Consider the following 25,837-nt stretch of genomic DNA (forward strand, 5'->3'; position numbering starts at 1 on the left):
CACATCGCTAGACTTCGCCCGTCGGCGCCCTTACATGCGCGGACTATGGCGGACCGCTTCACCAAGATGCACGGCCTCGGCAACGACTTTGTCGTGATCGATGCGCGCGCGAACAGCGTCGAGATGACGCCGGCGCGGGCGCATGCGATTGCCGATCGCCGCCACGGCATCGGCTGCGACCAGCTGATCCTGCTCGAACCGTCGTCGAAGGCCGACGTCAAAATGCGGATATTCAACGCCGACGGCAGCGAGGTCGAGGCGTGCGGCAACGCGACGCGCTGCGTCGCCACGCTGATCGGCAAGCCCGCGGTCATCGAAACGCTGGGCGGGATGCTGCGCGTGACCCCCGCCGACGGCGGCGCCGAAGTCGTGCTGGGTGAACCCGTCTTCGATTGGGAGCATATTCCGCTCGCCATGCCGATGGACACCCGCGACATGCCCGTCGCGTGGGACGAACTGGAACATGGTGCGGCGGTCAATGTCGGCAATCCGCACATCATCTTCTTCGTCCCCGAAGCCGATGCAGTCGCACTGGGCGACCTCGGCCCGCGGATCGAGACCGACCCCCTGTTTCCCGAGCGGGTCAACGTCAATGTCGCGAGCCTCGACGGCGAAAATCAGCTCCAGCTTCGCGTCTGGGAACGCGGCGTCGGGCTGACGCAGGCGTGCGGCACGGGCGCGTGCGCGACCGCGGTCGCCGCAATCCGCGCCGGCATCGTCAAATCGCCCGTCACCGTGTCGCTTCCCGGCGGCGATCTGGTGATCCGTTGGTCGCCCGGCGAGCCGATCGTGATGAGCGGCGCGGCGACCCGCGTGTTCGAGGGCGAGACCGACTGGGCGCAATTCGGATGAGCGTTGCCGAAGCCGGCCGGGTCGAGGTCGTCAATTTCGGGTGCCGGCTGAATCTGGCCGAAGGCGAAGCGATCCGCGCCGCCGCAACGCGCGCCGCAGCGCCCGACACGATCGTGTTCAACAGCTGCGCGGTGACCGACGAAGCGGTGCGCCAAGCTCGCCAGGCCGTGCGCCGCGCGCTGCGCGAGCGCCCTGACACCGCGGTGGTCGTTACCGGCTGCGCCGCCGAACTGGAGGCCGAGCGCTTTGCCGATATGGGTGCGCGGGTGGTCGCCAACGATGCGAAGGGGCTAACGGCAAGCTACCAAGTCGAAAATATTGCTTCGTCAAGCTCGGCACGAGCGGAGATGGATGACGCAGCTCCTCCTCCACCCTTCGCCCTGAGCCTGCCGAAGGGCCGTTCTTCCCTCCCCTACCTGCCTGCTCTTTCCGGCGCTGACCACGCCCGCGCTTTCCTGGGCGTCCAGACGGGCTGTTCGCATAGCTGCACTTTCTGCGCGACGGTGCTGGCACGGGGAACCGCCCGCTCGGCCACGGTCGGTTCGATCCTGACGGCGGCCCGAACGGCGATAGACCGGGGCCAGCGCGAGATCGTGCTGACCGGGGTCGATCTTGCCAGCTATGGCGACGACAGCGGCACCAGCCTTGCTGCGCTCGTCGAAGCCTTGCTGCGCCTGCCCCTCGAACGCCTCCGCCTTTCGTCGCTCGATCCGGCCCGCATAGACGATGCGCTGTTCGCGCTGCTGACGCAGGATGCGCGGATCATGCCGCACGTTCATCTCTCGCTGCAGGCGGGCGACGACATGGTGCTGACGCGCATGAAGCGCCGCCACCGCCGCGCCGACGCGGTGCGGCTGGTCGAAAGGCTGAAGGCCGCGCGCCCGGAAATCGCGATCGGCGCCGACCTGATCGCCGGTTTTCCGACCGAGGATGCCGCCATGTTCGCGAACAGCCTGGCGCTGATCGACGATTGCGACATCGTTTTCGGTCACATCTTTCCTTACAGCGCGCGCGGCGGGACGCCCGCGGCGCGAATGCCGCAGGTCGGACGCAGCGCGGCGCGCGACCGGGCGGCGCGGCTGCGCGAGGCCAATGCGCGGCGGCGTCATGCCTGGCTGGACCGACTGACGGGATCGACAACAACCATGCTGGTCGAGCGCGACGGCCGAACCGGCCATGCCGAAAATTTCGCCGCGCTGATATTGGCCACGCCCGCCGAGCCGGGCGCCATCGTGCCGGTCCGTGCGGGCGCACGCGACGGCGACAGAATGACTGCGGAAAGGATATCGGGATGAGCGGACCGAGCTGGAGCGAGCGGCTGCTCGGCGGCTTTCGGCGCACGTCGGAACGGCTTGGCGAAAATCTGGCCGGGCTGACGGGCAAGTCGCGCCTCGACGAAGACGACCTCGACCGAATCGAGGAAGCGCTGATTACCGCCGACCTTGGCCCCGGCATGGCGGCGCGTATCCGCGACCGCCTGTCCGAACGCCGCGACATTGCCGCTAACGGCACCGACGAATTGCGCCGGGTCGTGGCCGAGGAGATTGCGGCGGTGCTGCGTCCGGTCGCCGAGCCGCTGGAAATCGATGCTTTCCCGCGCCCCCAGGTCATTTTGGTGATCGGGGTCAACGGGTCGGGCAAGACCACGACCATCGCGAAGCTCGCGCATCTGTTCCAGGAACAGGATTATGGCGTGATGCTGGTCGCCGGCGACACCTTCCGCGCTGCCGCGATCGGCCAGCTCAAGGTGTGGGCCGAACGGCTGGGCGTGCCGATCGTCACCGGACCCGAAGGCGGCGATGCGGCGGGCATCGTGTTCGATGCGGTCAAGCAGGCGACCGCGACGGGCATCGACGTGCTGATCGTCGACACCGCCGGGCGGCTTCAGAACAAGCGCGAACTGATGGACGAGCTTGCCAAGATCAAGCGCGTGCTCGGCCGCCTCAACCCCGCAGCACCGCACGACGTCGTGCTCGTTCTCGACGCGACCACCGGGCAGAATGCGCTATCGCAGATCGACGTGTTCCGTGACGTGGCGGGCGTGACCGGGCTCGTGATGACCAAGCTAGACGGCACCGCGCGCGGCGGCGTCCTCGTCGCCGCGGCCGAACGCCATGGCCTGCCCATCCACGCGATCGGCATCGGCGAAACGATCGACGATCTGCGTCCCTTCGACCCCGACGAGATCGCGGGCATCATTGCAGGAAATATCCGATGAGCGAACCGCTCGACCAGCTACCCGGCGGCCCCGAAGCCGTCCCCGCCGCGCCGCCCGCCAAGCATGGCTGGCTGAACTTCGCGATCGATTTCGGGCCGCTGCTGGTGTTTTTCCTGACCTACAAGTTCACCGCCGGCGGCCAGGGCGCCTTCGCGGCGACTGCGGGCGCGATCAAGGGCACGATCGCCTTCATGGTCGCGATCCTCGTTGCGATGGGCATCTCGAAATGGAAGCTCGGGCGGATTTCGCCGATGCTGTGGATGTCGGGTATCCTCGTCATCGGGTTCGGCGCGCTGACCGTCTATCTCCACGATCCCAAATTCATCGTGATGAAGCCGACGATCATCTATGCCGTCTTCGCGCTGATGCTGCTCGGCGGCTGGTGGTTCAAGAAACCGATGCTCAAATATCTGCTCCAGTCGGCGCTCGACGGGATGACCGAACGCGGCTGGCTGCTGCTGTCGCGCAACTGGGGCCTGTTCTTCGCCGCGCTCGGCATCGCAAACCATGTGATGTACGTGCTCATCGAAGCCGGGCGGATGAGTTTCGATACTTGGCTGACGATCAAGGTCTGGGGCGTGACCGCCCTGTCCTTCCTCTTCACGCTGACGCAGGTGCCGGTGATGCTGAAGAACGGGCTGGCGGTTCCGGAAGAAGATTAACTTCTCCCTCCCCTCCCGCAATCGGGAGGAGGGAAGATTCAGCCGTCGATCGCCGCCTTGTGCATCCGTCCGTTGAGGACATAGTGGGCAACGCCCATCTGCATTCCCGCCGCCTGCGCGTCGCCGATTTCGCGCACCCGGCGCGCGGGCGACCCGGCCCATAGTTCGCGGTCGGGAATCTCTTTATTCTCGGTCAGCAGCGCGCCCGCCGCGAGCATCGCGTCGCTGCCGATGCGGCAGCCGTTCATCACCGTCGCCTTCAATCCGACGAAGGCGCGGTCGGCGAGCATGCAGCCATGCACCATCGCCATATGACCGATCAGCACATCCTCGCCGATGATCGTCGGATAGCCTTCGGGGCGGCCCGGCATCGGGCCGTCGCAGTGCACGACGCTGCCGTCCTGGATATTCGACCGCGCGCCGATAACGATATGGCTGACGTCGGCGCGCAGCACGCAATTATACCAGATGCTGACATCGGCGCCGATCGTCACGTCGCCGATGATCCGGCAACCCGGCGCAATGAAGGCGCTCGGGTCGATCTGCGGCGACTTGCCGTTGACGCTGATGATGCTGACGTCGGTGTAGGTCATTCATGTTTCCCGATCAGATTGCCCCAGAGAAGTATCGGTAGCGTGGACGCATAATCGTCGGTCCAGCGCTCGAACCCCGCCTCGCTACGCAGCGCGACCCAGGTATCGTTCGCGGCGGCATTCTGACGGGGGCGCAGGCCGTGCGTCAACTGGCCAAGGCGGGCAGGCGTCGCCGTCAGCGCCACCCAGTTCGATCCGGTGAGATCACCGAACTCGCTATCCTCCGGGCCGGGGTCGAGCCGGATCGCCGCGCTCCACCCGCGGCCTCGCGCCTCGGCGGCGAGCACGGGTTCGAGATCGAAGAAGCGGTTCGAGATATGGACGAGCAGGATGCCGCCGGGGCGCAGCGCGCGCGTATAGGCGTCAAACGCCTCGCGCGTCAGCAGATGCAGCGGGATTGCGTCCGACGAAAAGGCGTCGATGACCAGCACATCGAAGCGCGCGGGCGGCAGCTTCGCGATCTGCAGGCGCGCGTCGCCGATCACGATCGGCGTATCGGCGGCGCAGCGCGACAGGAAGGTGAATTTGGTGGGATCGCGCGCGATATCGGCCATGACCGGGTCGATTTCGAAGATCGTCCAGTGCTGCCCCGCCTTGCGATAGCAGGACAAGGTTCCCGTCCCCAGGCCGACGATGCCGACCGCGGCATCGGGCCCGGCGAGTTCGGGCAGCCTGTCGAGCGTCAGGCCGACCCCCGACTGATGGCCATAATAGGTGGTCGGATCGAGTTCGTGGCCGGGCGTCGTGCGCTGGAGTCCGTGCAGCGTCGTGCCATGCGCGAGCCGCCGCTGCTGATGATAGCGATCGTCGGTGACGGTGTAGATGCCGAAATAGCTGCGCACCCGCATCCCGTCGCGCCCCTTTTCGAGCGTCTGGACGCCCCCGAATCCGAGCATCAAGAGGAAGAGCGCGGCAACATAGGCCCAGCGCCAGCGAATGACGAGCAGACCGACCGCCACGATGATCGCCGCCCAGACGACATGCGCGCCGTGCAGCGTCCCGTCCCAGGTCTCCACAAGCTTCCACGATGCGAAGGCGGCAATCGCGACCAATGCGACGACGACGGGTAGCGGGCGGCGCAGTCCCAGCCATTTTTCCCACGGCAGCAATGCAGGCAACGGCAAAAGCATCGCCGCGGCAAGCACGAGCACCGGATGCTCATAGACCCAGTTGAAGACGAGCGGCGCCACCAGCGCCGCGAAGGCGCCGCCAAGGACGCCCCCCGCCGACATGATCAGATAGAACAGGGTCAGATACCGCGGTCCCGGCCGCAGGAAATAGAGATAGCCGTGAAGCGCGGTCGCGACGACGAACAGCATGACGAGGCTCGCCAGCGCGACGAGCATCGTTCCGCCGCCCGTTCCGAGCAGCGCCTGTCCGCCGACGACCAGCAGCAGCGCCGGGGCGATCGTGACGATGACGTTGGTGAGCGACGTCCAGCTGGAAAAAGCGATCACGAAGCTGAACAGATACAGCCCGAGCGGCAATACCCAGAGCAAAGGCATCGCGACGATATCGGTCGTAAGATGCGTCGTCGTCGACAGCATCAGGCCCGACGGAACCGCGGCGATCAACAGCCAATGCACCTGTCGCCGCCAGTCCGGCCTGGCTTCGTCGCCGGCCGTGTCAGTCGGCTGGGCGCTTTCCGGGCCGCGCCCCCAGCGCGCCGCGGCGGCGGCCGCAACCAGCATGAACAGCAGAACATAGCCCAGCGTCCAGCCGATGCTCTGCTTCTCGAGCGGCAGCAGCGGTTCGACGAGCGCGGGATAACTGATCAGCCCGGCGAAGCTGCCCAGATTCGAAGCCGCATAGAGGAAATAGGGATCGCCGGCGCGCGGATCGGCGGCGAACCAACGCTGCATCAACGGCGCCTGCGCCGAAACCGCGAAAAAGACCGGTCCGATGGAGGCAAAGAGCAGGAGCGGCACCCACAGCGCCTCCTGCCCCGGCGCCGGCGGTGCGATCCGTGCAAGGCCGACCGGCAGCCACAGCGCGGCAACGAGCAGCAGGCCGAGATGGATCATCGCCTGCCGCCGCACCGCGAAACGCCCGAGCCAATGCGCATAGGCATAACCGCCAAGGAGCAGCGCCTGATAGACGAGCATCGCGCTGTTCCACACCGCCGGCGCCCCGCCGAGCCGCGGCAGCACCATGCGTGCGACCATCGGCTGAACGAGGAAGAGCAGGAAACTGCCGACCAATATGGTCAGAACGAACAGGAGCCGACGCGGCCCACGGTCGGCGACGGTCATACGCGAAGCCAATCTGCGCGAGAAAGCGAATAGGTAACATGGCGGCGCAATCGGTCGCCCGCGTCGAGCTTGGGATGATCGAAGTCGAGCCCGGTGCAATAGCCCATACCGAGCCGCTCCATCACCGCGCGGCTGCGACCATTGCCCTCCCACGTGATGGCCCGAATTTCGTCATCGTCACGATTGGCGAAACTCCACGCCGTTGCGGCCCTGGCAGCCTCGCTCGCATAGCCGGCGCCCCAACAATCGCGTGCCAGGCGCCAACCGATTTCGAGCATGTCCCGCACCGGATCGATATCGCCGCGGATCACGCCGCACCATCCGATCAGCCGCGCATCTTCGCGGCGTTCGAGCGCCCAGAAGCAATGGCCATGCTCGCTTTCGTGCCGCTGCATCCATTCGATCCGCGTCGCCGTAGCCGCCATGTCAAGCGGCGGCCCAAGCGTTGCCATCACATCGGGATCGCTGCAAATTTGCTGAAAGGGCGCGAGATCGCTTTCGCGCCAAGACCGCAAAACCAGTCGCTCGGTTTCGATCATGCAGCGAGGAGCCTCGCCGCGTGCAGTGCGTGATAGCTCAAAACCCCCGACGCGCCGGCGCGGCGGAAGGCGAGCAGGGTTTCGAGGACGAGCGCGTCGCGGTCGCCCGCGCCTGCCGCGGCGGCGGCCTCGATCATCGCATATTCGCCCGACACCTGATAGGCATAGACTGGCACCGCGAAAGCGTCCTTCACCGCGCGCACCACGTCGAGATACGGGAGGCCCGGCTTGACCATCACGCTGTCTGCGCCCTCGGCCAGATCCTGTTCGACCTCGCGCATTGCCTCTTCGACGTTGGCGGGGTCCATCTGATAGGTTTTCTTGTCGCCCTTCAGCAACCCGCGCGACCCCACCGCATCGCGGAAGGGACCATAGAAGGCCGACGCATATTTGGCGGCATAGCTCATGATCTGGACATGACCGAAGCCCTCGATCTCCAGCGCTTCGCGGATCGCACCGATGCGACCGTCCATCATGTCACTGGGCGCGATGATGTCGGCGCCCGCGCGCGCCTGGTTGAGCGCCTGGCCGACCAGCACCTCGACCGTTTCGTCGTTGAGGACATAGCCCGCCGCGTCGATGAGCCCGTCCTGCCCGTGGCTGGTATAGGGATCGAGCGCGACGTCGGTCAGCACGCCGATCGCATCGCCGAGCGCGTCCTTGATCGCCGCGGTTGCGCGGCACATCAGATTGTCGGGATTGAGCGCCTCGGCGCCATCCTCGCTGCGCCGGTCGGGCTGCGTATAGGGAAAGAGGGCAAGACAGGGGATGCCCGCGTCGACCGCATCGCGCGCGCGCGCGACGAGCAGGTCGACCGACCATCGCGAAACGCCAGGCAGGCTGGTGATCGGTTCTTCGACGCCGTCACCCTGACAGACGAATAGCGGCCAGATCAGATTGGCGGGGGTCAACTGCGTCTCGCGCACCATCGCGCGGCTCCATGCGGTTCGGCGGGTGCGGCGCAGGCGCAGGTCGGGGAAAGCGGCGTGAGTCATGCCCCTGTGCATAGCGGCGCTTGGTCGCCGGGCAAATGGATATTGGATATCGGTGCGCCCCGCGCACCGACGGGAAAGCCCGACGTCAGATCCCTTCGCCGGCCCGCTTCGACGCGGTGTCGGCGAGCGAACCGAGCTTCCGTCCTTCGGCAGGCCGGGCGGCGACCGGCGCCAGCGCGGCGCCGACCGAGACCGAGGTGAGCTGGCGAATGCGGGCACGGAAGTCGGCGAGCGCCTTGCCTTCGAGCTGTGCGCGCGTCACGAAGCTGACCGACAGCGGGTTCACCGCGACGCCGTTGCGGTAGACTTCATAGTGAAGATGCGGGCCGGTCGATAGGCCACTCGACCCGATATAGCCGATGACCTGACCGCGATTGACATGCTGGCCGGGGCGCACCGCAATGCGGCTCATATGGCCGTAACCGGTGCCGAGACCGGCGCCATGGTTCAGTTTCACATAATTGCCGAAACCGCCGGTCCGCCCCGCGATCGTCACCACGCCGTCGCTGACCGCATAGATGGGCGCGCCGTAACCGCCGCCGAAATCGACGCCGCTATGCATGCGCGTATAGCCGAGGATCGGATGGCGGCGCATGCCGAAGGTCGAGGTGATGCGGCCGTTCGTCGGACGGATCATGCCGCCGCGCTGCTGCCCGATGCCCGAGGCCTCATACCATTGGGTTCGGCCGTCGACGGTCCATTCGATCATCGACAGCTTCGGCTTTCCGCCGCGCACCAGCCCGGCGTAAAGCAGCTTGCCAGTCTCGCTCTCGCCCGTTTCGGCGCGGCGATGGTCGAGGATGATGTCGAATTCGTCCGATGAGCGAATATCGCTGCCGACCGAAATCTGGCGGCTGATCACGCGCAGATAGGATTGGATCGCCTCGGGCGGCGCGCCAGCGGCGCGCGCCGAGCGATAGAGGCTGTCGCCGACCCGGCCGCGAATGCGCAGCGGCGTATTGTCGACCGCGATCGGGATGCGGCGCATCACCAACCGGCCGTCGATGCGCTCCATCTCGATCCGAAGGTCGAAGCGCGCCCGCATCGCGAGTGCATCGACCGGGCGCGGCATCGTGCGTGCGGCGCGGCGGCCGAGGATCAGGTCGATGCGCGTTCCCGCGGCAATATCGGACAGCGGGACGGCGCCCGCGACCTGGCTGGCGATCGCCTGCGCATCGGGGCTGCCGACGCCCGAGCGTTCGAGCACGCGGGCGAAGCTATCGCCTTGCCCCAGTGTCGCGGTGAGTTCGATCTGCGGCCGTTCGGGCGTCTGGGCCAGCGGGCGCACCGCGTCGGTTGCCGCCATATGGCGCCCGGTATCGCCGCCATAGGCGATCGGCACGATCATCTGCGCACGCGCTTCGTTGAAGTCCGATGCGTCGAGCGCCGGAGCGCCGCCGATCTCGAGCGGCTTCAGCCCCGGAAAGGTCGATATGGCCGTGCCGCAGAGCAAGGTGAGCGTGGCCAGCCCGCGCCACCATTCCGCCGATCCGATATTGTCGCCAAGGTCGGGGACGAGGTCGATATGCGCGAAACGGTCGCGCAGCGCGTCGATCCAGGACAGCGCGCGGGGCGGCTCGTCGGCAACACGGCGCAGCGAAATCGCCTGCGACATCGACAGGGTCGCGGCATTGCCCGACATACCCGCGATGGGTTCGTGACGCTGAAACAAATCGCAATCCCCGCTCGACGGGCCCCCAAAGCCCGGCCGTCGATCATGTTTTCGACCCGAGGTCTGTAAACAAAGGCCGTTAAAGTCAATTTAACGGCCACGCGAACGTGCGGGCTTGCGGCCAGTCGTGGCGCGTGCGGGTTATAATGTGCCGCAATCGGGAAATCGACCGGATCGACCCGCCTTCGTCGATCCGCTGTTGCGCCGCCGCGCCGCCCGTGCCAGCGTTGCATCCAAGAAAATGCCGTCCCACTCCTCCCACCCGGTCAAGGCTGTCCTTGGCCCCACCAACACCGGCAAAACCCATTTGGCGGTCGAGCGCCTGACGGCGCACGCCAGCGGAATGATCGGTTTTCCGCTGCGCCTGCTGGCGCGCGAGGTCTATGACCGGGTTGTCGCCATCAAAGGGTCGGCGCAGGTCGCGCTCGTCACCGGCGAGGAACGCATCTGGCCTGCCGAAGCGCGCTATGTGCTGGGCACGATGGAGGCGCTGCCGGTCGACCGCGACGTCGCCTTCGTCGGCATCGACGAGGCGCAGCTCGGCGCCGACCCCGAGCGAGGCCATGTCTTCACCGACCGCGTGCTGCGCGCGCGCGGCCGCGAAGAGACGATGATCCTTGGTTCGGCGAGCATCAAGGGGCTGGTGCGCGATCTGGTTCCCGAAATCGAGGTGATCAGCAGGCCGCGCTTTTCGACGCTGAGCTATGCCGGTGCCGCGAAGCTGTCGCGCCTGCCCAAACGATCGGCGATCGTCGCCTTCTCGGCCGAGGAGGTTTATGCGATCGCCGAGATGCTGCGCCGCTTCTCAGGCGGCGCCGCGGTGGTCATGGGGGCGCTCAGCCCCAAGACGCGCAACGCGCAGGTCGCGATGTTCGAAGCGGGCGAAGTCGACTATCTCGTCGCCACCGACGCGATCGGCATGGGGCTGAACCTCGACGTCCAGCATGTCGCTTTCGCGAGCCTGCAGAAATTCGACGGCCGTCGGGTCCGCCGTCTGACCATATCGGAAATGGCGCAGATTGCCGGACGCGCCGGGCGGCACCAGCAGGACGGCAGTTTCGGCACTGTCGGTCAGCCACAGGGCGGCTTCACGCCTGAGGAAATCGCCGCGATCGAAGGGCATCATTTCCCGCCGCTGACCAGCCTGTTCTGGCGCAATCCGGCGCCGCGCTTCGATACGCTCGACACGCTGATCGCCGACCTTGCGCGGCCGCCGGAGCACAAGGCGCTGCGCCCCGCCCCCGAGGCCGTGGATATTGCGGTGCTCAAGCATCTGGCGAGCGACATGGAGGTGCGTGCACGCGCTGGCGAAGCCGCTGCGGTGCAGCGCCTGTGGGACGTGTGCGGCCTCCCCGATTTCGAACAGCTCGGCCCCGAACATCATAGCCGCACCGTCCTCAAGCTGTGGCAGTGGCGCACGAGCGGCAACGGGATGATCGACCCCGACTGGTTCGCGCGCCGCCTCGCGCGGCTCGACCAGGTTGACGGCGATATCGACCAGCTCGCAAGCCGCATCGCCGCGGTCCGCACCTTATGCTTTATCGCCCAGCGCGGCGACTGGATCGAAGGCGGCGCCGGATGGACGGAGCGCACGCAGGACCTCGAATCGCGATTGTCCGACGCGCTGCATGCGGCGCTCGCGCAGCGCTTTGTTGATCGCCGCCTTGCGCTGCTGATCCGCGATGCGGGGCAGCGCCACGCCGCGCTGCCGGTCGCGGTCGGCGCCGACGGCACCGTCGCCGTCGACGGCGAAGCGATCGGGACGCTCAAAGGCTTTCAGTTCAAGGTCGACCCCGGCGCGCGCGCCAGCGATCACCGCCTGTTGCTCGCCGCCGCCGAGAAGCATCTGCGCGCCGAACTCGCGCGCCGCGCCGCGCTGCTCGCAAGCGGCGAGGACCAGGCGATCGAACTGGTCAGCGAAGCCGGCGCCCCGCCGCGGCTCGCCTGGCACGGCCAGACGATCGCGACACTCGCGCGCGGCCCGACGCTTGTACAGCCGGCAATCCAGATCGACCCGTCGCTGCGGCGGCTCGAACCGCAGCAGGTGCAGGCGATTGCCGAGCGGCTGCAGATTTTCGTCGCCGAACAGCTCGCGCGCCACGCCGCGCCGCTGGCCGCGATGGGCGAAGCGGCCGGCGACCTCTTCACCCCGCCGCACGTCCGCGCGCTGCTCGCCGCGCTCGTCGATGGCGGCGGCATGGCGCCGCGCGCGCAGGTCGAGGCGCAACTGGGCGCGATGAGCGCGGACGAACGCCCCTATCTGCGCAGGCTCGGGCTGACCGTCGGGTCGCTCGACCTATTTCATCACCTGCTGCTCAAGCCCGAAGCCGTGCGTTGGCGCGCCGCGCTGCTCGCGGCGCAACAAGGAAGCGCGCCGATCCCGGCGCTCCCGCCGCAGGGCGCGGTGCTGCAGAAGACCGGCAACCACGGCGGGCTGCGCATTGCAGGCTTTCGCCGCTGTGCTTCGGGCTGGCTGCGCATCGACATGGCCGAAAAGCTGGCGCGCCAGGCCCATGCCGCGCGCCTGAAGGCCTCGCATCCGCCGACCGAGCCCGTCGCGGGTGCAGCCGAACATCATGCCGACCATTCCGACGGCGCCGACGAAGGTCAGGGGGTTTCGGCCGCGCCGCCGCCCGGCTTCATCATCGACCCGGCGCTCGCCACATCGCTCGGGCTTGACGAGGAAACGCGCCGCGCGCTGCTGCAGGCGTTCGGCTTTCGCAGCGTCGGCGATCCCGCGCTCCAGCGCTGGCGCTGGTCGGGGCTTAAGGCCGCCGACAAGCGCAAGCGGCGCAAGCACAAGGTGGGCGACAATCGGCCTGAAGCAAAGGCCGCGCCCTCTACCGACGGACACCCGGCGCGGCACCGAGCCAAGCCGGGCAAGACCGGCAAGCCGACCACGGCAAAGGGTCAGCGGCCCCAAGGGCAGCAGCAGGGCAAAGCCGGGGTGCGGCCACCACGAACCGACCGTCCCGAGCGCCCGGTCCGGCGCGGCCCGTCGCCGAACAGCCCCTTCGCCGGGCTGGCCGCGCTAATGGCAGAGGCGCGCAAGGACTGATGGCGAGCCCCGGCGCAGCAGGCAGCATCCGGCTCGACAAGCTGCTCTGGTATTTGCGCTTCGCGCGCTCGCGCAGCATCGCGCAGGCGATGGTCGCGGCGGGCCATATCCGTCTCGACGGCCGCCGTGTCAGCCGCGCGTCGGTCGCGGTCCATCCCGGCGCGACGATCGTGCTGCCGGTCGGCGAACGCATCGAGGTGATCCGCCTCCTGACCCTGCCGCCACGCCGCGGTCCCGCGCCCGAAGCGCAGGCTTGTTACGAACGACTGGCCCCTGCGCCGGCCTCCCGGGGAAATGAGAGTGATTCGCAACTGGCGGCGGACCATTGACGCATCGCCGCCACGCGGCATAGGAGGCTGGGAATCGCAACAAGGGGCGGCAGCAATCCGCCACGAAGGGAGCCCTTACCCATGACCTATGTCGTCACCGACGCCTGCATCCGCTGCAAATATATGGATTGCGTCGAGGTTTGCCCCGTGGACTGCTTCTATGAGGGCGAGAATATGCTCGTCATCAACCCCAATGAATGCATCGATTGCGGCGTGTGCGAACCCGAATGTCCCGCCGAGGCGATTCTGCCCGATACCGAGAGCGGCCTTGAAAAATGGCTGGAAGTGAACAGCAAGTTCAGTGCCGAATGGCCGAACATCACGACCAAGAAGGACAGCCCTGCGGACGCCGACGAATATAAGGGCGTCGACGACAAATATGAAAAATTCTTCTCGCCCGAACCGGGCGAAGGCGACTGAGACCAAGAACAGGGCGCATTGTTAAGTTAAGACTATGTGATTGAAATAATTTTTCAAATCACATCCGCGTAATTTCAGACCCACACGGCCCCACCGCGCATCTGAATTCACGATACAGTCCGTTCCGTTCAATTCCTCTGCTATTGTTGTCTGAGATTGTCTATTCTACTCCATCGCGCAACGACAATAGGCCAAAGTATTTATCGCCATAAGATTTGAGGTCTGAAGTTGTCATGCGCAGCCTCGGGGGAGCGACCAGCGGGGAGGCGCGCGATGGGTAGGATTGGCCGATTGCGCTCGGGCGGCTTTCAGTGAGCAGACAACGAGAACGGACGTTCTGAGTTGCTGGAGAATGATTAGTCGAAAGCCGCCTCCCAAGTGCGACCGTCAATCAATCAACGCGCGGCGGGCAGCTCGGCCGTTGCCTCGCCGTTCAGCGCCCGCGTTACGAGGTCCGCGAGAAACTCGGCAAACGGCACAATATCCTGCTCGCTGCTCGCTGCTTCCAGTGCGACCATATAATCCTTGCGACGCTCGACCGGAATGACAGTCCAAGGGTAGCCGCCGGCCGCGAGCATGAGATTCATGAGGAAGCGGCCGGTTCGTCCGTTCCCGTCCATATATGGGTGAATATAGACGAATATGAAATGGCCGAGCACGACACGAACCGAGGCGTCTTTCTCCTCTCTCAAAAGCTCGAAGAACACTGGCATAGCATCACGCATCGCATCCGGACTCAGCGGTACATGAAGCGCTCCGCTCAGATAAACCTGTCCGCTGCGATATCCCGCAAGATCCTTCGCTTCGACCAGCCCCGCCTGAACGTTGGGGCTGAACATCGCCCGGTACCAGTCGCCATGATCCGCATCAGCGACTTCGCCGGGATTGGCACCGCCAAGCACATCGCGGACGCTATCCAGAACCGCTTGATAGGCGAGCCAGTAGCCGCGGGCTGCGAGGCCGTTCTTTAGCTCGCGGTCGGCGGCATCGGCATCGGGGTTCCAAGCGCCGCTGCGCACACGGTCGATAAGTTCGGGGCTTACGCGATATCCCTCGATCGACAGCGAGTGATAAGCGTCAGTAATATAATTGTCCTGAACGCTTTTGAGAAAGGCCTCGACGTCACCCGGAAGCCCGGGCGCCCTCGGAAAGCGCTCGATGATCGGGCCGCGCATCATATCCCACATGAGCCGAATGCGCCCGGCATAGGGCGAACGCTCGCGCGGCGGCATAACGGAAAGCTTTTGCTCGAACGGATCGGTTTCTCGAACCCGGTATCCCGCCCCGTCCATCGCCTTTAGAATATCGTCTGCAATCCGCCCGCGCCCGATGTTGCGGAATGCGCCGGCAAGCCGACCGGCAACGGTACTTTGCCCTTTATCGAGCAGGCGCTCGAGAAGCTCCGACGCGTCACGGATCGTCGCCAGCGCCGCGCGCGCGTCGATTGCATTGGCTTCGAAATAGCCCGGACTCGCCGCGATCAGCGCAGCGGGGATCGAAAAAAGCCTTAGCCCGTCCTGCACGACGAGGTCGTTTCCTTCAGGGATCGCAGCCCTCGTGTCGAAGAGCGATGTGCCGAGTAGTAGCCCGGTTGCCTTGTTACCGGCTTTCTTGGCCCGAACGAGCAACTGGCGGGGAACAGTCCGGTTGCCGGTCTGCAATGCGAGAGAAAGCTCGGGCGTAAGCGACCATGTTTCGCCGAACCGCTCGGCGAGATATTGGGCGCAGAAGCTCCAATAGGCGGTGTACCAGATACCGCTTTCGCCTTGCATGGTTTCCGGCGGGCTGGCGATGTACCAGCCTTTCATCACGGGCCTTAGAAACCCGCGCCGAATGAGGAGTTCACGCTGCGGCCTGTCGAGATCCTCGCTCCGAATTGCCACACGCCCATCATTTTGCAGCTGATGAAGCGCTTCGAGCGCGTTGGCCAATTTTTCCTGCGGGGTCGCCATTTGCATCTCTTGGAGTGATTTTAGGTTATTCGGTGGCACAGTTTTTAGGTTATTCAGATGTACGCTTTTTAGGTTATTATGCAAGACGAATTTTAGGTTTTCTTGTGGAGCGATTTTTAGGTAATTAAGATAGCCGCGCACAGCCGAGTCCACTACTCAGCTTGGCTGCAGGTCACGCTCATGGCTGCGCGGAAAGATGGCGCGCTGAGCGAGGAAGATTATCTGCGGGCCGTTCGGTGATCTTGCTTATATTCTGGCTCATCTGACACCCACGGGAGCAGATATCTTTTGGATCGAAAGCCCGGCTGGAGTGATATCGCACGATGACATAAGGACGGCTTACAAAGCAGGGCAGATTCATCTCGTAAATTAGCCAGTTGCTGACCACCTCGCGGGAAGCCGTCGCGCAACAACCGCGAGTAGCGAGAGTGATGCGATAGGCCGAATTGGCGGCAGATACCCGAAACGCCTCTCGACCCCGCAGCAAAGCTGGAGTTCTGAAAAACAGTTCGGGACTATGGGAGATTAGAAGGCCGCGGACAGGGCGGATTTCCCCGCCCTTTTCTTTTGCAGTTCCCGCCGCTGATACGGGGAGTGCTGCAAGGCCGCGCACCGCCTGTCGTTGAAGCGCCGCGGCACGGCGGCACCGAACGGGCTTTGCGCCATGGCTATGCGCGCCTATATCATGCGCATGACAAGCCCCACCGATCCCCGCCGCTTCCTGTACCGCACCGATGCGCTCGACCCCGATCTGGCGCAGAAACTCGCGCGCGAGGCACTGGCGAAGGCCGACGATGGCGAGCTTTATCTGCAATATCGCGCGACCGAGAGCTTCGGCTTCGACGACGGGCGCCTGAAGACCGCCGACTATTCGACCGACGCCGGCTTCGGGCTGCGCGCCGTGTCGGGCGAAATGACGGGCTTTGCGCACGCCAGCGACGTCAGCGCCGGCGCGATCCGCCGCGCCGCCGAAACGCTCGCGTTGCTCGATCCCGCAAAGCAGGCACCCGCCGGCCCGCCGCCGCGCACCAACCGCCACCTCTATGACGAGGCGAACCCGCTCGACCTTATCCCCTTCGCGAAGAAGGTCGACCTCTGCCAGAAGATCGACGCCGCCGCGCGCGCGCGCGATCCGCGCATCGTCCAGGTCTCGGTCGCGCTCGCGGGCAGCTGGTCGGTGGTCGAGATCGTCCGCGCCGACGGTTTCCTCGCAACCGACATACGCCCGCTCGTCCGCCTCAACGTCTCGATCGTCGTCGAGGAAAACGGGCGGCGCGAGAGCGGCTATTTCGGCCTTGGTGGCCGCTACATGTACGATCATCTGTTCGAGGATGCGCAGTGGAACCGCGCGATCGACGAGGCGCTGAACCAGGCGCTCGTCAACCTGCGCGCGGTCGACGCCCCGGCGGGCGAGTTCACCGTTTTGCTCGGCCCCGGCTGGCCAGGCGTGCTGCTGCACGAAGCGGTCGGCCACGGGCTTGAGGGCGATTTCAACCGCAAGGGCACCAGCGCCTTTTCGGGCCGGATCGGCGAGCGCGTCGCAGCGGCGGGCGTCACGGTGGTCGATGACGGCGCGATGGAAAGCCCGGTCGGCGGCGGCCGCCGCGGGTCGCTCAGCATCGACGACGAGGGCACGCCGACCGGCGAGACGATCCTGATCGAGGACGGCATCCTCAAGGGCTATATGCAGGACCGCCTCAATGCCCGGCTGATGGGGGTCGAGCCCACCGGCAACGGCCGCCGCGAAAGCTTCGCGCACGCGCCGATGCCGCGAATGACCAACACCTTCATGCGCGGCGGCAACGACGATCCCGCCGAGCTGCTGAGCCGCGTCAAGAACGGCATCTTCGCCAAGAGCTTCGGCGGCGGACAGGTCGACATCGTGTCGGGCAAGTTCGTCTTCAGCTGCACCGAAGCCTACAAGATCGAGAACGGCAAGATCGGGGACTCGATCAAGGGCGCGACCCTGATCGGCGACGGGCCGAGCGTGCTGACCAAAGTCAGCGGCATCGGCAACGACATGGCGATCGACGAAGGCATCGGCATCTGCGGCAAGGGGGGCCAGAGCGTCCCTGCGGGCGTCGGCCAGCCGACGCTGCTCGTGAACGGCCTGACGGTGGGCGGGACGGCGTGACAATCGCCTGACTGCGAGGAAAAGTGAAGAAGCAATCTCGATCGGCTGGCCTTGCGTGGCGGCGATGACTGGAGATTGCGTCGCTTCGCGCGCAATGCCGAAGACTGTGACTGCCCTCACTTGGCGTTCGCCCGATCCGCGCATATAGAGGGGCAAACAGAATAGATTTCGGTCGCATCATCCGTGGGGCACCCCCACAACAGGGAGGTTTGCATGCGTTCGAGTCTGCGTTTCGTGTCCGTCGCCGCCGTTGCCGCGATGCTCGCCGCCGTTCCGGGATCGGCGCAAAAGACCACCGGCCCCAAGGAACGTTATGAAATGGACGTCGCGACGATGTCCGGTTTCGCCGCAATGGCCGGGGGCGGTCGCGGCGGCCTGGGCGGCGCGATGAGCATGATGTTCGGCGGCGACCCGTCGAGCCGCGTCGCCTACACGCTCAACCTTCGTCTCGGCTCCGATCAGTCGCCGACCGCGCCGCCGCCCAAGGGCGATCATTATTTCGAACCGCAGGCCAAGCTCGGCAAATCGGTGCCGCTGATCGCGCCGCCGCGCGCCGAAGGCAGCTACACCACCGAATTCGAACGGCCCAAGGGGCGCCTGCTGCTCTATTGGGGCTGCGGCGCCAAGGCCGGTCCCGGCCAGCCCGTCATCATCGATTTCGCCAAGGTCGCGGCCGGACAGGTTCCGCCGGGCCTCTTCTCGAGCGCGGTGCCGATCATTCGCGAGGTCAGCCAGGCGAACAGCAAATCCTATGTCGACTGGCCGAACAGCAAGGGCGGCAAACAGCCGCAGGCGGGGTCGTCGCTGATCGGGGCGCACCGGATCAACAGCAATGTCGGGTCGGACATCAGTTTCAATCTGGCGCAGGATTATATGCCGGGTCTCCAGGCCTCGACCGCGCAACAGGCCGACGGATCGGTGATGATCCGCTGGGGGGCGCTCCAGGCCGCGACCGGTTACGTCGCATGGACGATCGGCGGCATGGACCGCGGTGGCGGCAATGGCGACATGGTCTGGTGGACGAGCAGCGCATCGAAGGAATTCGGCGGCGGCCTGTGGGATTGGCTCCCCCCGTCGGTCGTCGCCAACCTGATCACAAAGAAGATCGTGATGCCGCCATCGCAGACGAGCTGCCAGATCCCGGCCGAGGTCAAGAAAGCGTCGGGCGAAATGATGATCGGCAACCTCAACGCCTTCGGCCCCGAAGCCAATTTCTCCTATCCGCCCAAACCCGCGGGCAATGCGGTGTGGAATATCGACTGGACCGCCAAGGTGCGCTTCCGGTCACACACCATGCTGCTCGTCGGCGCCGATATGGGCGGCATGGGCGCGATGGGCGGCAGCGCCAGCACCCCCGTCGAACCGCCCAAGAAAAAGAAGTGCAAAGGGCCGCTCGGTATCCCGCTGCCCGACGGCGCCTGCTGATTTCCCCCGGCGCTTTCAGGCTCGGTTCACGCGTCTCCGTCTATGGGGTGGGGAAGGGTAGGACAATTCGAACCGCAGGAGCCCTGTCATGCGTCCGCTGATTACCGCCATCATCGCCGCCGCCGCCGTAGCGGCGGTTCCCGCTGCCGCCACCGCGCGCGAAAAGCTCGCGCCCGAGGCGCAGCTTGCCAAGCTGCTCGAAGGCCGCGTCGCCGGCAAGGCGCGCGACTGCATCTCGCTCTCGGCGGTCACGAGCAGCCAGGTCATCGACAAGACCGCGATCGTCTATCGCATCGGCGACACCCTCTGGGTCAATCGGCCCAAAAATGCCGACAGCCTCGACGAGGATGATATACTGGTGACCAAGACAACGACGTCGCAGCTCTGTTCGATCGACACGGTCGAACTGCACGACCGCAGCAGCCACATGTATAACGGTTTCGTCTCGCTCGGCGAATTTACCCCCTATCGACGCGCGGGATCGAACTGATAGATAAGGGGAATGTTCGACGACGACCTCCCCTCTCCCCCGCCGCCGCCCGCCGACTGGCCGCATCGGCTGATCGCCTTCTGGTTCGACAGCCACGGCATGGACGACTGGTATGGCGGCGGCGCCGATTTCGATGTCGCAGTGCGCGATCTGGCGGCCGACTGGCTGGCGGCGCTGCGCAGCCAGCCTGCCGAGGCCTTTTTGACCGACCCCGACACCGCGCTCGCCGCAACGATCCTGTTCGACCAAGTGCCGCGCAACATTTTTCGCGGCAGCGCAGAAGCCTTTGCATCCGACGATCTGGCGCGCCAGATCGCGCGCGGCATCGTCGCGCAGGGCTGGGACCAGCACTGGCCCGACGCACGGCGTCAATTTGCCTATCTGCCCTTCGAACATAGCGAGGATATCGCCGATCAGCGCGAATCGCTGCGCCTGATGTCCGAACTCGCCGATCCGGTCTTCCACGACTATGCGCAGAAGCATTTCGACATCATCGACCGTTTCGGACGCTTCCCGCACCGCAATGCTGCCCTCGGCCGTGAAACGCGTGCCGATGAGCAGGGCGCGATAGAAGAGGGCAAGAATTGGTGATAGACCGGCGGCCGAACGGAGCTTTGCCATGGCCGAATTTTTCGACGCGCTGACCGAAAAGCACGTCGCTTTCATCGAGAAGCAACCCATATTTTTCGTCGCGACCGCGGCCGCCGACGGGCGCGTCAACCTGTCGCCCAAGGGCTATGCCGACAGCTTCCGCATCTTGTCCGGCAGCCAGGTCGCCTATCTCGACCTCGGCGGATCGGGGAACGAAACCCATGCGCATCTTGCGGCCGAACAAGCCGAGCGCGGACGCATTACGATCATGTTTTGCGCCTTCGACCGCAGCGCGCTGATCCTGCGCCTCTATGGCCGCGGCCGTGCGGTGCTGCCGCAGGATGAGGAATGGGATGCGCTCGCGGCGCATTTCAGTCTGCTCCCCGGCACGCGCCAGATCTTCGTCATCGATATCGACAGCGTGCAGACGAGCTGCGGCTGGGGCGTGCCGATGATGGAACTGCAGCACGAGCGCGACACGCTGCAGAAATATCATCGTCAGGCCCATCCGGTCGAATGGACCGAAAAGTTCAAGGGCCGCACGCGCAGCATCGACGGACTGCCAACCCGGCCGACCGACCGCTATATCGCGGGCGAAGCCTGAATGGCGCTGGTCGAACTGGTGCGGATGCCGAACGGTGCCGAGGCCGAATTGCTGCGCGGCCGCCTCGAAAGCGCCGGGGTTCCTGCTGTCTGCTTCGACGCGGGGATGAATATCGCCGAAAGCGTCGGCCTCGCGATTCCCGTCCGCGTCATGGTGCTCGACGAGGATCTCGCCGACGCGCGCGCCTTGATGGCGGAGTTCGGGATCGCCTAGGATGCGGATGACGGCTGCAACCCGGAGCCGCCGCCGTTCGTCATTACCGCAATGAAAGCAGCCCGCCCTCTCCCATGATCCCGCCCCCTCCCACGATCAAGGTCGCCAGCTACAATATGCGCAAGGGTATCGGCCTCGACCGTCGCCGCGATCCGGGGCGGGTGCTGTCGGTACTCGGCGAACTCGATGCCGACATCGTCGCCTTGCAGGAGGCCGACCGCCGCTTCGGCACGCGCGCGAGTGCGATCCCGCCGCACATGTTCGAAGATCATAGTGACTATGTTCCCGTCGACCTGCTGGACGGCCGCCCCTATGCGATCGGCTGGCACGGCAATGCGCTGCTCGTGCGCAAGGGCGTCGTGGTCGAGGAGAGTCACGCGCTCCATCTGCCGACGCTCGAACCGCGCGGCGCGGTCGCCGCGACGGTGCGCGTCGGCGATACGCGGCTCCGCGTCGTGGGCATGCATCTCGACATTTCGGGGCTGCGTCGGCGCCAGCAGGCGCGCGCCATCCTCTCGCATGTCGCCGAGGGCGAAAAGCTGCCGACGGTGCTGATGGGCGACTGCAACGAATGGCGCAATCGCGGCGGCTGCCTCCATGATTTCGGCGAGCATCACCGCCTCGTCGACACCGGCCACAGCTTCCACAGCCGCAAGCCCGTCGCGCGTCTCGACCGCATCTTCGCCTCGCCCGATCTCGAAGCCCTGGATGCCGGCGTCCATCAGAGCGCGCTCGCCGCGCGCGCATCCGACCATCTGCCGATCTGGGCGCGGTTCAAGCCCGCCGGCTGACCGGCCGCGCCCTCCCAAGTCGGGCGGACAGGCATAAGCGCGAGGAGCGCATCGCTGCTCAATATTTAGGCAAATGCCTGCCTCGCCTGCCCAGGTTGCGACCGATTGCACCTGCCGGGCGGTTAAAACTCGTCACAAAATGTTAACTTTCCCGCCCTCGCCGCAATTTGGCACGGCTGTTGCACCGCAACATGGTGCCATAAGCAAAAGGGGGCATCATGAAGCTGATCCTTGCTATCATTAAACCGTTCAAGCTCGACGAGGTGCGCGAAGCACTGACCGGGCTGGGCATCGCGGGAATGACCGTCACCGAGGTCAAGGGGTTCGGCCGGCAGAAGGGCCAGACCGAAATCTATCGCGGCGCCGAATATGCAACCAACATGGTGCCCAAGGTGAAGATCGAGCTCGTCTGCGACGATGCGCTCGCACCGCGGGTCGTCGAAACGCTTCAGCAAAGCGCCGGAACCGGGTCGATCGGCGACGGCAAGATTTTCGTCCTCGACGTCGGGCAAGCCGTGCGCATCCGCACCGGTGAGACCGGCGAGGCGGCGCTGTGATGACGAAGGGGGAAAATATGACGTTCGCAAAGAAAATGGGGGTCGGTAAGATCGCGGCGAGCGCCGCGGCTGGCGGCCTCGCGCTGTTCGCGGCGCTGCCCGCCTGGGCGCAGGAAGCGGCCGAAGCCGCACCCGTCGTCGACAAGGGCGACACCGCCTGGATGATGACCTCGACCGTGCTCGTCCTCGCGATGATCCTGCCCGGCCTTGCGCTTTTCTACGGCGGCCTGACCCGCAGCAAGAACATGCTTTCGACGATGACGCAGATCGGCGCGGTCGCCTGTCTCGCGATGATCGTCTGGGTTTGCTACGGCTATGGCCTTGCTTTCGGCCCCGAAGGCAATGCCTTCATCTCCTGGGGCAAATTCTTCCTCGCCGGCGTCACGCCCGACAGCCTTGCCGATACCTTCTCGGACGGCTTCAAGCTGCCCGAATATGTGTTCATCTGTTTCCAGATGACCTTCGCCGCGATCACGCTGGCGCTGGTCCTGGGCGCGACGGTTGAACGCATGAAATTTTCGGCGGCGCTCGTCTTCGGCGTCATCTGGCTGACGATCGTCTATTTCCCGATCGCGCACATGGTGTGGGCAGCCGGCGGCTTCCTTTTTGAAGGCAAGATGTTCGGCACCGACCTTCCGGCGGCACTCGACTTTGCCGGCGGCACCGTCGTCCACATCAACGCGGGTGTCTCGGCGCTCGTTGCGGCGATGATCCTCGGCAAGCGCATCGGCTATCAGAAGGAAATCATGGCGCCGCACTCGCTGACGCTGACGATGGTCGGCACCGGCCTGCTGTGGGTGGGCTGGTTCGGCTTCAACGCCGGCTCGGCGCTCGAAGCCAATGGTTCGGCGGCGCTCGCGATGATCAATACCTTCGTCGCCACCGCCTCGGCCGGTCTCGCCTGGATGCTCGCCGAAAAGCTGGGCGGTCACAAGCCGTCGGCCCTTGGCTTCTGCTCGGGCATCATCACCGGCCTCGTCGCTGTCACTCCCGCGGCGGGCAATTCGGGTCCGTTCGGCGCGATCGTCCTCGGCGCGGTTGCAGCGTTCATCTGCTTCTATGTCGTCACGGTCCTCAAGCCCAAGCTCGGCTATGACGACGCGCTCGATGCCTTCGGTATCCACGGCGTGGGCGGCATCGTCGGCGCCATCGGCACCGGCATCGTCTACGCGCCGAGCCTCGGTGGTCCCGGTGGCGAGGATTTCGCGATGGGGCCCCAGGTCGTTACCCAGATCGTCGCTGTCCTCGTCGCGATCGTCTGGGCCGCCATCGGTACCGTCATCGCGGTCTATGTCGCCAAGGCGCTGACCGGGCTCCGCGTCACCGAAGAAGTCGAACGCGAAGGCCTCGACCTCGGCGAACATGGGGAACGCGCCTACAATATGTAATCACGAGACAGGATACCCGCCGCCGCTCTCTCCTCTTTCAAACGGGCGGCGGGGTCCTAACCAGGTTCCTCCTGCGAACCACTCATGGCCGGGATGCGAAAGCGCCCCGGCCATTTTTTTGTGCAGATTGCGCTGCACAATAAAAGGGCAGCGCTGCCGCGAAATTAGGCCTTCCCATCATGACATTAATATGGCATTCAGCCTGTCAACAGTTTCAGGAGGGGAGAGCCTGAAAGGCTGGGCCAGGACGCAAGTCCTGGCCCTCTTTTTTTGCCCGTTTCGCAGGCACCCCCGAAAAGCCGGGCTTTTTCAGGCCTCTCGAATAGTGAGACATCGCTGAGGGCTGCATGCCCCGGTCCGCCGAATCGGTCGCGCCCAGCGCCTCCGCCGCGAAAGACTCCGGCCGCCGCGATGCTTTTGCGCGCGGCGGCAAAGGCCGCTTATTGCAGCGCGGATTTGACGAAATCGGCGGCGCGTTCGCCGATCATGATGCTCGGCGCATTGGTGTTGCCGCTGACGAGGCGGGGCATGATGCTCGCATCGGCAACCCACAGGCCATCGACGCCATTCAGCTTCAGCGTCGGGTCGACAACGGCTTCGGCGTCGCTGCCCATGCGGCAGGTGCCCACCGGGTGATAGACGGTGTCGGCGCGGCTGCGGATCAGCGCGTCGAGCGCGGCGTCATCGTCGATATTCACCGGATGGCGATCGACCCCGGCATAGTCGGACAGCGGCGGCGCAGCGACGATGCGGTGCATCATCCGTACCCCGGCGCGCAGCGTTGCCATGTCGCGGTCGTCGGTCAGGAAGCCGGGATCGATCAAGGGCGCCGCCGCTGCATCGGGCGAGGCGAGCGTCACGCTGCCCCGGCTTTCGGGGCGCAGGACGCAGGCGTGGCACGAAAAGCCATGCCCCTTCACCTTGGTACGACCATGATCCTCCAGCATCGCGGGAACGAAGTGGAACTGGATATCGGGCGCGGCGACGTCGGGCCGCGACTTCCAGAAGCCGCCCGCCTCGGCGAAGGGCGTGGTCATGATGCCGGTACGCCCGGTGCGATGTTCAAAGATCGCCTTCAGCATTCGCCAGCTGCCCGCCAGACTATCGCCGAAGGGGTCGCCCGAGCGCGTTTCCCAGCTCGACACATAGTCGATATGATCCTGCAGATCGGCCCCCACCGCCGCACGGTCGGCGACCGGATCGATCCCCATCGCCTTCAGATGGGCGGCGGGTCCGATGCCCGACAGCATCAGCAGCTGCGGCGACCCGAAAGCACCGGCGGACAGGATCACCCCGCCCGCGGCGCGCAGCGTCTCGCGCGCTTTGCCGCGGCGGATCGCCACACCCGTCGCGCGGCCGTTTTCGACGATGATTTTTTCGACCAGCGCGCCGGTGCGAATGGCGAAATTGGCGCGCCCGCGCAGCGGTTCGACATAGGCGCGCGCCGCCGACCAGCGCTCGCCGCCCTTCTGCGTCACCTGATACAGGCCAAAGCCTTCCTGCTGCGCGCCGTTGAAATCGGGGGTGCGCGGCAATTGCAGCGCCGCCGCGCTCTCGACGAAGCGGCGGCTCGTCACATTGGGCCAGCGCTGGTCCATCACGTTGAGCGGGCCGTCGCCGCCGTGCCATTGGTCGGCGCCGCGTTCATTGCCCTCGCTGCGCTTGAAATAGGGCAGCACGTCGGCATAGCTCCACCCGCTCGCGCCAAGCGCCGCCCATTGGTCGTAATCGAAAGCGTGCCCGCGAATATAGATCATCGCGTTGATCGCGCTTGATCCGCCCAGCCCGCGCCCGCGCGGCTGATATCCTGTGCGGCCGTTCAGCCCCTTTTGCGGGAGCGTATCATATTGATAATTCGACTTCTTGGGGATGAAGGGCATGAAACCGGGCGTCTTCACCCACATATTGTCGTTCGATCCGCCGGCCTCGATCAGGCAGATACGCCGCGTGCCGTCCTCGGCAAGCCGCCCCGCCGCCGCGCTTCCGGCGCTGCCGCCGCCGATGACGATGATGTCGAACTGATCCATAAAGCCGCTCCCCTCGCCACCCGATCGGTGGTCAATTGCGACTTACATGAATGTCATTAGCCCGCGAGGCAAGCG

23 protein-coding genes are annotated in these 25,837 nt (G+C 65.6%); 16 read left to right on the forward strand and 7 right to left on the reverse strand.

The window, feature by feature from the left end; translation table 11 throughout:
* Positions 1 to 45: 45 nt before the first annotated feature.
* From dapF to AOA14_RS05530, 4 genes are read left to right on the forward strand one after another with little or no spacing between them, the layout of a single operon-like run.
* Positions 46 to 852, forward strand: coding sequence for a diaminopimelate epimerase (dapF, locus tag AOA14_RS05515; protein WP_003043039.1), 807 nt, complete (start codon positions 46 to 48; stop codon positions 850 to 852).
* Positions 849 to 2,147 (forward strand): MiaB/RimO family radical SAM methylthiotransferase, encoded by a 1,299-nt coding sequence (locus tag AOA14_RS05520; RefSeq protein WP_062901086.1) that lies wholly within the window; start codon positions 849 to 851, stop codon positions 2,145 to 2,147. The genes dapF and AOA14_RS05520 overlap by 4 nt, the downstream gene beginning before the upstream one ends.
* Positions 2,144 to 3,070, forward strand: a complete 927-nt coding sequence (ftsY, locus tag AOA14_RS05525; RefSeq protein WP_062764286.1) for a signal recognition particle-docking protein FtsY — start codon at positions 2,144 to 2,146, stop codon at positions 3,068 to 3,070. The genes AOA14_RS05520 and ftsY overlap by 4 nt, the downstream gene beginning before the upstream one ends.
* Positions 3,067 to 3,732, forward strand: coding sequence for an inner membrane-spanning protein YciB (locus AOA14_RS05530; protein ID WP_082819833.1), 666 nt, complete (start codon positions 3,067 to 3,069; stop codon positions 3,730 to 3,732). Before ftsY ends, AOA14_RS05530 begins: the two co-directional genes overlap by 4 nt.
* 38 nt (positions 3,733 to 3,770) lie before the next feature.
* On the opposite strand, the gene AOA14_RS05535 is transcribed toward AOA14_RS05530, so the two are convergent.
* The 5 genes from AOA14_RS05535 to AOA14_RS20255 form a co-directional block, all read right to left on the reverse strand.
* Positions 3,771 to 4,325, reverse strand: a complete 555-nt coding sequence (locus tag AOA14_RS05535) for a gamma carbonic anhydrase family protein (RefSeq protein ID WP_062901087.1) — start codon at positions 4,323 to 4,325, stop codon at positions 3,771 to 3,773.
* Positions 4,322 to 6,577: a spermidine synthase gene (locus tag AOA14_RS05540; protein WP_062901088.1), complete on the reverse strand. Its 2,256-nt coding sequence runs from the start codon at positions 6,575 to 6,577 to the stop codon at positions 4,322 to 4,324. The genes AOA14_RS05535 and AOA14_RS05540 overlap by 4 nt, the downstream gene beginning before the upstream one ends.
* Positions 6,574 to 7,116: a GNAT family N-acetyltransferase gene (locus tag AOA14_RS05545; RefSeq protein WP_062901089.1), complete on the reverse strand. Its 543-nt coding sequence runs from the start codon at positions 7,114 to 7,116 to the stop codon at positions 6,574 to 6,576. Before AOA14_RS05545 ends, AOA14_RS05540 begins: the two co-directional genes overlap by 4 nt.
* On the reverse strand, positions 7,113 to 8,111 hold the full coding sequence (gene hemB, locus AOA14_RS05550; RefSeq protein ID WP_062901090.1) for a porphobilinogen synthase: 999 nt from the start codon (positions 8,109 to 8,111) through the stop codon (positions 7,113 to 7,115). Before hemB ends, AOA14_RS05545 begins: the two co-directional genes overlap by 4 nt.
* A gap of 85 nt (positions 8,112 to 8,196) precedes the next feature.
* Positions 8,197 to 9,783, reverse strand: coding sequence for a M23 family metallopeptidase (locus AOA14_RS20255; RefSeq protein ID WP_275261242.1), 1,587 nt, complete (start codon positions 9,781 to 9,783; stop codon positions 8,197 to 8,199).
* A gap of 241 nt (positions 9,784 to 10,024) precedes the next feature.
* Here AOA14_RS20255 and AOA14_RS05560 point away from each other — a divergent pair, with 241 nt between their 5' ends.
* The 3 genes from AOA14_RS05560 (at position 10,025) to fdxA (ending at position 13,590) form a co-directional block, all read left to right on the forward strand.
* Positions 10,025 to 12,841, forward strand: a complete 2,817-nt coding sequence (locus tag AOA14_RS05560; protein WP_062903027.1) for a helicase-related protein — start codon at positions 10,025 to 10,027, stop codon at positions 12,839 to 12,841.
* Complete coding sequence (locus AOA14_RS05565; RefSeq protein WP_062901092.1) at positions 12,841 to 13,170, forward strand: RNA-binding S4 domain-containing protein; 330 nt, start codon at positions 12,841 to 12,843, stop codon at positions 13,168 to 13,170. Before AOA14_RS05560 ends, AOA14_RS05565 begins: the two co-directional genes overlap by 1 nt.
* Before the next feature lie 81 nt (positions 13,171 to 13,251).
* On the forward strand, positions 13,252 to 13,590 hold the full coding sequence (gene fdxA, locus AOA14_RS05570) for a ferredoxin FdxA (RefSeq protein WP_003043060.1): 339 nt from the start codon (positions 13,252 to 13,254) through the stop codon (positions 13,588 to 13,590).
* 395 nt (positions 13,591 to 13,985) lie between these two features.
* On the opposite strand, the gene AOA14_RS05575 is transcribed toward fdxA, so the two are convergent.
* Positions 13,986 to 15,683 (reverse strand): Fic family protein, encoded by a 1,698-nt coding sequence (locus AOA14_RS05575; RefSeq protein WP_238929733.1) that lies wholly within the window; start codon positions 15,681 to 15,683, stop codon positions 13,986 to 13,988.
* 550 nt (positions 15,684 to 16,233) lie between these two features.
* On the opposite strand from AOA14_RS05575, the gene tldD reads away from it, so the two are divergent.
* From tldD to AOA14_RS05620, 9 genes are all read left to right on the forward strand, one after another.
* Positions 16,234 to 17,676 (forward strand): metalloprotease TldD, encoded by a 1,443-nt coding sequence (gene tldD / locus AOA14_RS05580; protein WP_062903028.1) that lies wholly within the window; start codon positions 16,234 to 16,236, stop codon positions 17,674 to 17,676.
* A gap of 213 nt (positions 17,677 to 17,889) precedes the next feature.
* A complete protein-coding gene (locus AOA14_RS05585; RefSeq protein ID WP_062901094.1) occupies positions 17,890 to 19,101 on the forward strand; it encodes a hypothetical protein in 1,212 nt (403 codons plus the stop codon).
* Between the two features lie 88 nt (positions 19,102 to 19,189).
* Positions 19,190 to 19,591 (forward strand): hypothetical protein, encoded by a 402-nt coding sequence (locus AOA14_RS05590; protein ID WP_062901095.1) that lies wholly within the window; start codon positions 19,190 to 19,192, stop codon positions 19,589 to 19,591.
* A gap of 12 nt (positions 19,592 to 19,603) precedes the next feature.
* Positions 19,604 to 20,182: a DUF924 family protein gene (locus AOA14_RS05595; RefSeq protein ID WP_062901096.1), complete on the forward strand. Its 579-nt coding sequence runs from the start codon at positions 19,604 to 19,606 to the stop codon at positions 20,180 to 20,182.
* Positions 20,183 to 20,210: 28 nt separating this feature from the next.
* Positions 20,211 to 20,786 (forward strand): pyridoxamine 5'-phosphate oxidase family protein, encoded by a 576-nt coding sequence (locus tag AOA14_RS05600; RefSeq protein ID WP_062901097.1) that lies wholly within the window; start codon positions 20,211 to 20,213, stop codon positions 20,784 to 20,786.
* A complete protein-coding gene (locus tag AOA14_RS05605; RefSeq protein WP_003043073.1) occupies positions 20,787 to 20,999 on the forward strand; it encodes a putative signal transducing protein in 213 nt (70 codons plus the stop codon).
* A gap of 74 nt (positions 21,000 to 21,073) precedes the next feature.
* Positions 21,074 to 21,790: an endonuclease/exonuclease/phosphatase family protein gene (locus tag AOA14_RS05610; protein ID WP_062901098.1), complete on the forward strand. Its 717-nt coding sequence runs from the start codon at positions 21,074 to 21,076 to the stop codon at positions 21,788 to 21,790.
* 218 nt (positions 21,791 to 22,008) lie between these two features.
* Complete coding sequence (locus AOA14_RS05615) at positions 22,009 to 22,347, forward strand: P-II family nitrogen regulator (protein WP_003043080.1); 339 nt, start codon at positions 22,009 to 22,011, stop codon at positions 22,345 to 22,347.
* A gap of 17 nt (positions 22,348 to 22,364) precedes the next feature.
* A complete protein-coding gene (locus AOA14_RS05620; RefSeq protein WP_062903029.1) occupies positions 22,365 to 23,735 on the forward strand; it encodes an ammonium transporter in 1,371 nt (456 codons plus the stop codon).
* Positions 23,736 to 24,175: 440 nt separating this feature from the next.
* Here the strand turns inward: AOA14_RS05620 and AOA14_RS05625 are convergent, their stop codons facing one another.
* On the reverse strand, positions 24,176 to 25,762 hold the full coding sequence (locus AOA14_RS05625) for a GMC family oxidoreductase (protein ID WP_062901099.1): 1,587 nt from the start codon (positions 25,760 to 25,762) through the stop codon (positions 24,176 to 24,178).
* Positions 25,763 to 25,837: the final 75 nt, after the last annotated feature.

The organism is Sphingopyxis terrae subsp. terrae NBRC 15098 (assembly GCF_001610975.1).
In the GTDB taxonomy this organism is placed as follows: domain Bacteria; phylum Pseudomonadota; class Alphaproteobacteria; order Sphingomonadales; family Sphingomonadaceae; genus Sphingopyxis; species Sphingopyxis terrae_A.

Bases quoted from the DNA above. Each gene is read 5' to 3' on its own strand.
- dapF (WP_003043039.1), top strand. From the start codon at position 46: ATGGCGGACCGCTTCACCAAGATGCACGGCCTCGGCAACGACTTTGTC.
- AOA14_RS05520 (WP_062901086.1), top strand. From the start codon at position 849: ATGAGCGTTGCCGAAGCCGGCCGGGTCGAGGTCGTCAATTTCGGGTGC.
- ftsY (WP_062764286.1), top strand. From the start codon at position 2,144: ATGAGCGGACCGAGCTGGAGCGAGCGGCTGCTCGGCGGCTTTCGGCGC.
- AOA14_RS05530 (WP_082819833.1), top strand. From the start codon at position 3,067: ATGAGCGAACCGCTCGACCAGCTACCCGGCGGCCCCGAAGCCGTCCCC.
- AOA14_RS05535 (WP_062901087.1), bottom strand. From the start codon at position 4,325: ATGACCTACACCGACGTCAGCATCATCAGCGTCAACGGCAAGTCGCCG.
- AOA14_RS05540 (WP_062901088.1), bottom strand. From the start codon at position 6,577: ATGACCGTCGCCGACCGTGGGCCGCGTCGGCTCCTGTTCGTTCTGACC.
- AOA14_RS05545 (WP_062901089.1), bottom strand. From the start codon at position 7,116: ATGATCGAAACCGAGCGACTGGTTTTGCGGTCTTGGCGCGAAAGCGAT.
- hemB (WP_062901090.1), bottom strand. From the start codon at position 8,111: ATGACTCACGCCGCTTTCCCCGACCTGCGCCTGCGCCGCACCCGCCGA.
- AOA14_RS05560 (WP_062903027.1), top strand. From the start codon at position 10,025: ATGCCGTCCCACTCCTCCCACCCGGTCAAGGCTGTCCTTGGCCCCACC.
- AOA14_RS05565 (WP_062901092.1), top strand. From the start codon at position 12,841: ATGGCGAGCCCCGGCGCAGCAGGCAGCATCCGGCTCGACAAGCTGCTC.
- fdxA (WP_003043060.1), top strand. From the start codon at position 13,252: ATGACCTATGTCGTCACCGACGCCTGCATCCGCTGCAAATATATGGAT.
- tldD (WP_062903028.1), top strand. From the start codon at position 16,234: ATGACAAGCCCCACCGATCCCCGCCGCTTCCTGTACCGCACCGATGCG.
- AOA14_RS05585 (WP_062901094.1), top strand. From the start codon at position 17,890: ATGCGTTCGAGTCTGCGTTTCGTGTCCGTCGCCGCCGTTGCCGCGATG.
- AOA14_RS05590 (WP_062901095.1), top strand. From the start codon at position 19,190: ATGCGTCCGCTGATTACCGCCATCATCGCCGCCGCCGCCGTAGCGGCG.
- AOA14_RS05595 (WP_062901096.1), top strand. From the start codon at position 19,604: ATGTTCGACGACGACCTCCCCTCTCCCCCGCCGCCGCCCGCCGACTGG.
- AOA14_RS05600 (WP_062901097.1), top strand. From the start codon at position 20,211: ATGGCCGAATTTTTCGACGCGCTGACCGAAAAGCACGTCGCTTTCATC.
- AOA14_RS05605 (WP_003043073.1), top strand. From the start codon at position 20,787: ATGGCGCTGGTCGAACTGGTGCGGATGCCGAACGGTGCCGAGGCCGAA.
- AOA14_RS05610 (WP_062901098.1), top strand. From the start codon at position 21,074: ATGATCCCGCCCCCTCCCACGATCAAGGTCGCCAGCTACAATATGCGC.
- AOA14_RS05615 (WP_003043080.1), top strand. From the start codon at position 22,009: ATGAAGCTGATCCTTGCTATCATTAAACCGTTCAAGCTCGACGAGGTG.
- AOA14_RS05620 (WP_062903029.1), top strand. From the start codon at position 22,365: ATGACGTTCGCAAAGAAAATGGGGGTCGGTAAGATCGCGGCGAGCGCC.
- AOA14_RS05625 (WP_062901099.1), bottom strand. From the start codon at position 25,762: ATGGATCAGTTCGACATCATCGTCATCGGCGGCGGCAGCGCCGGAAGC.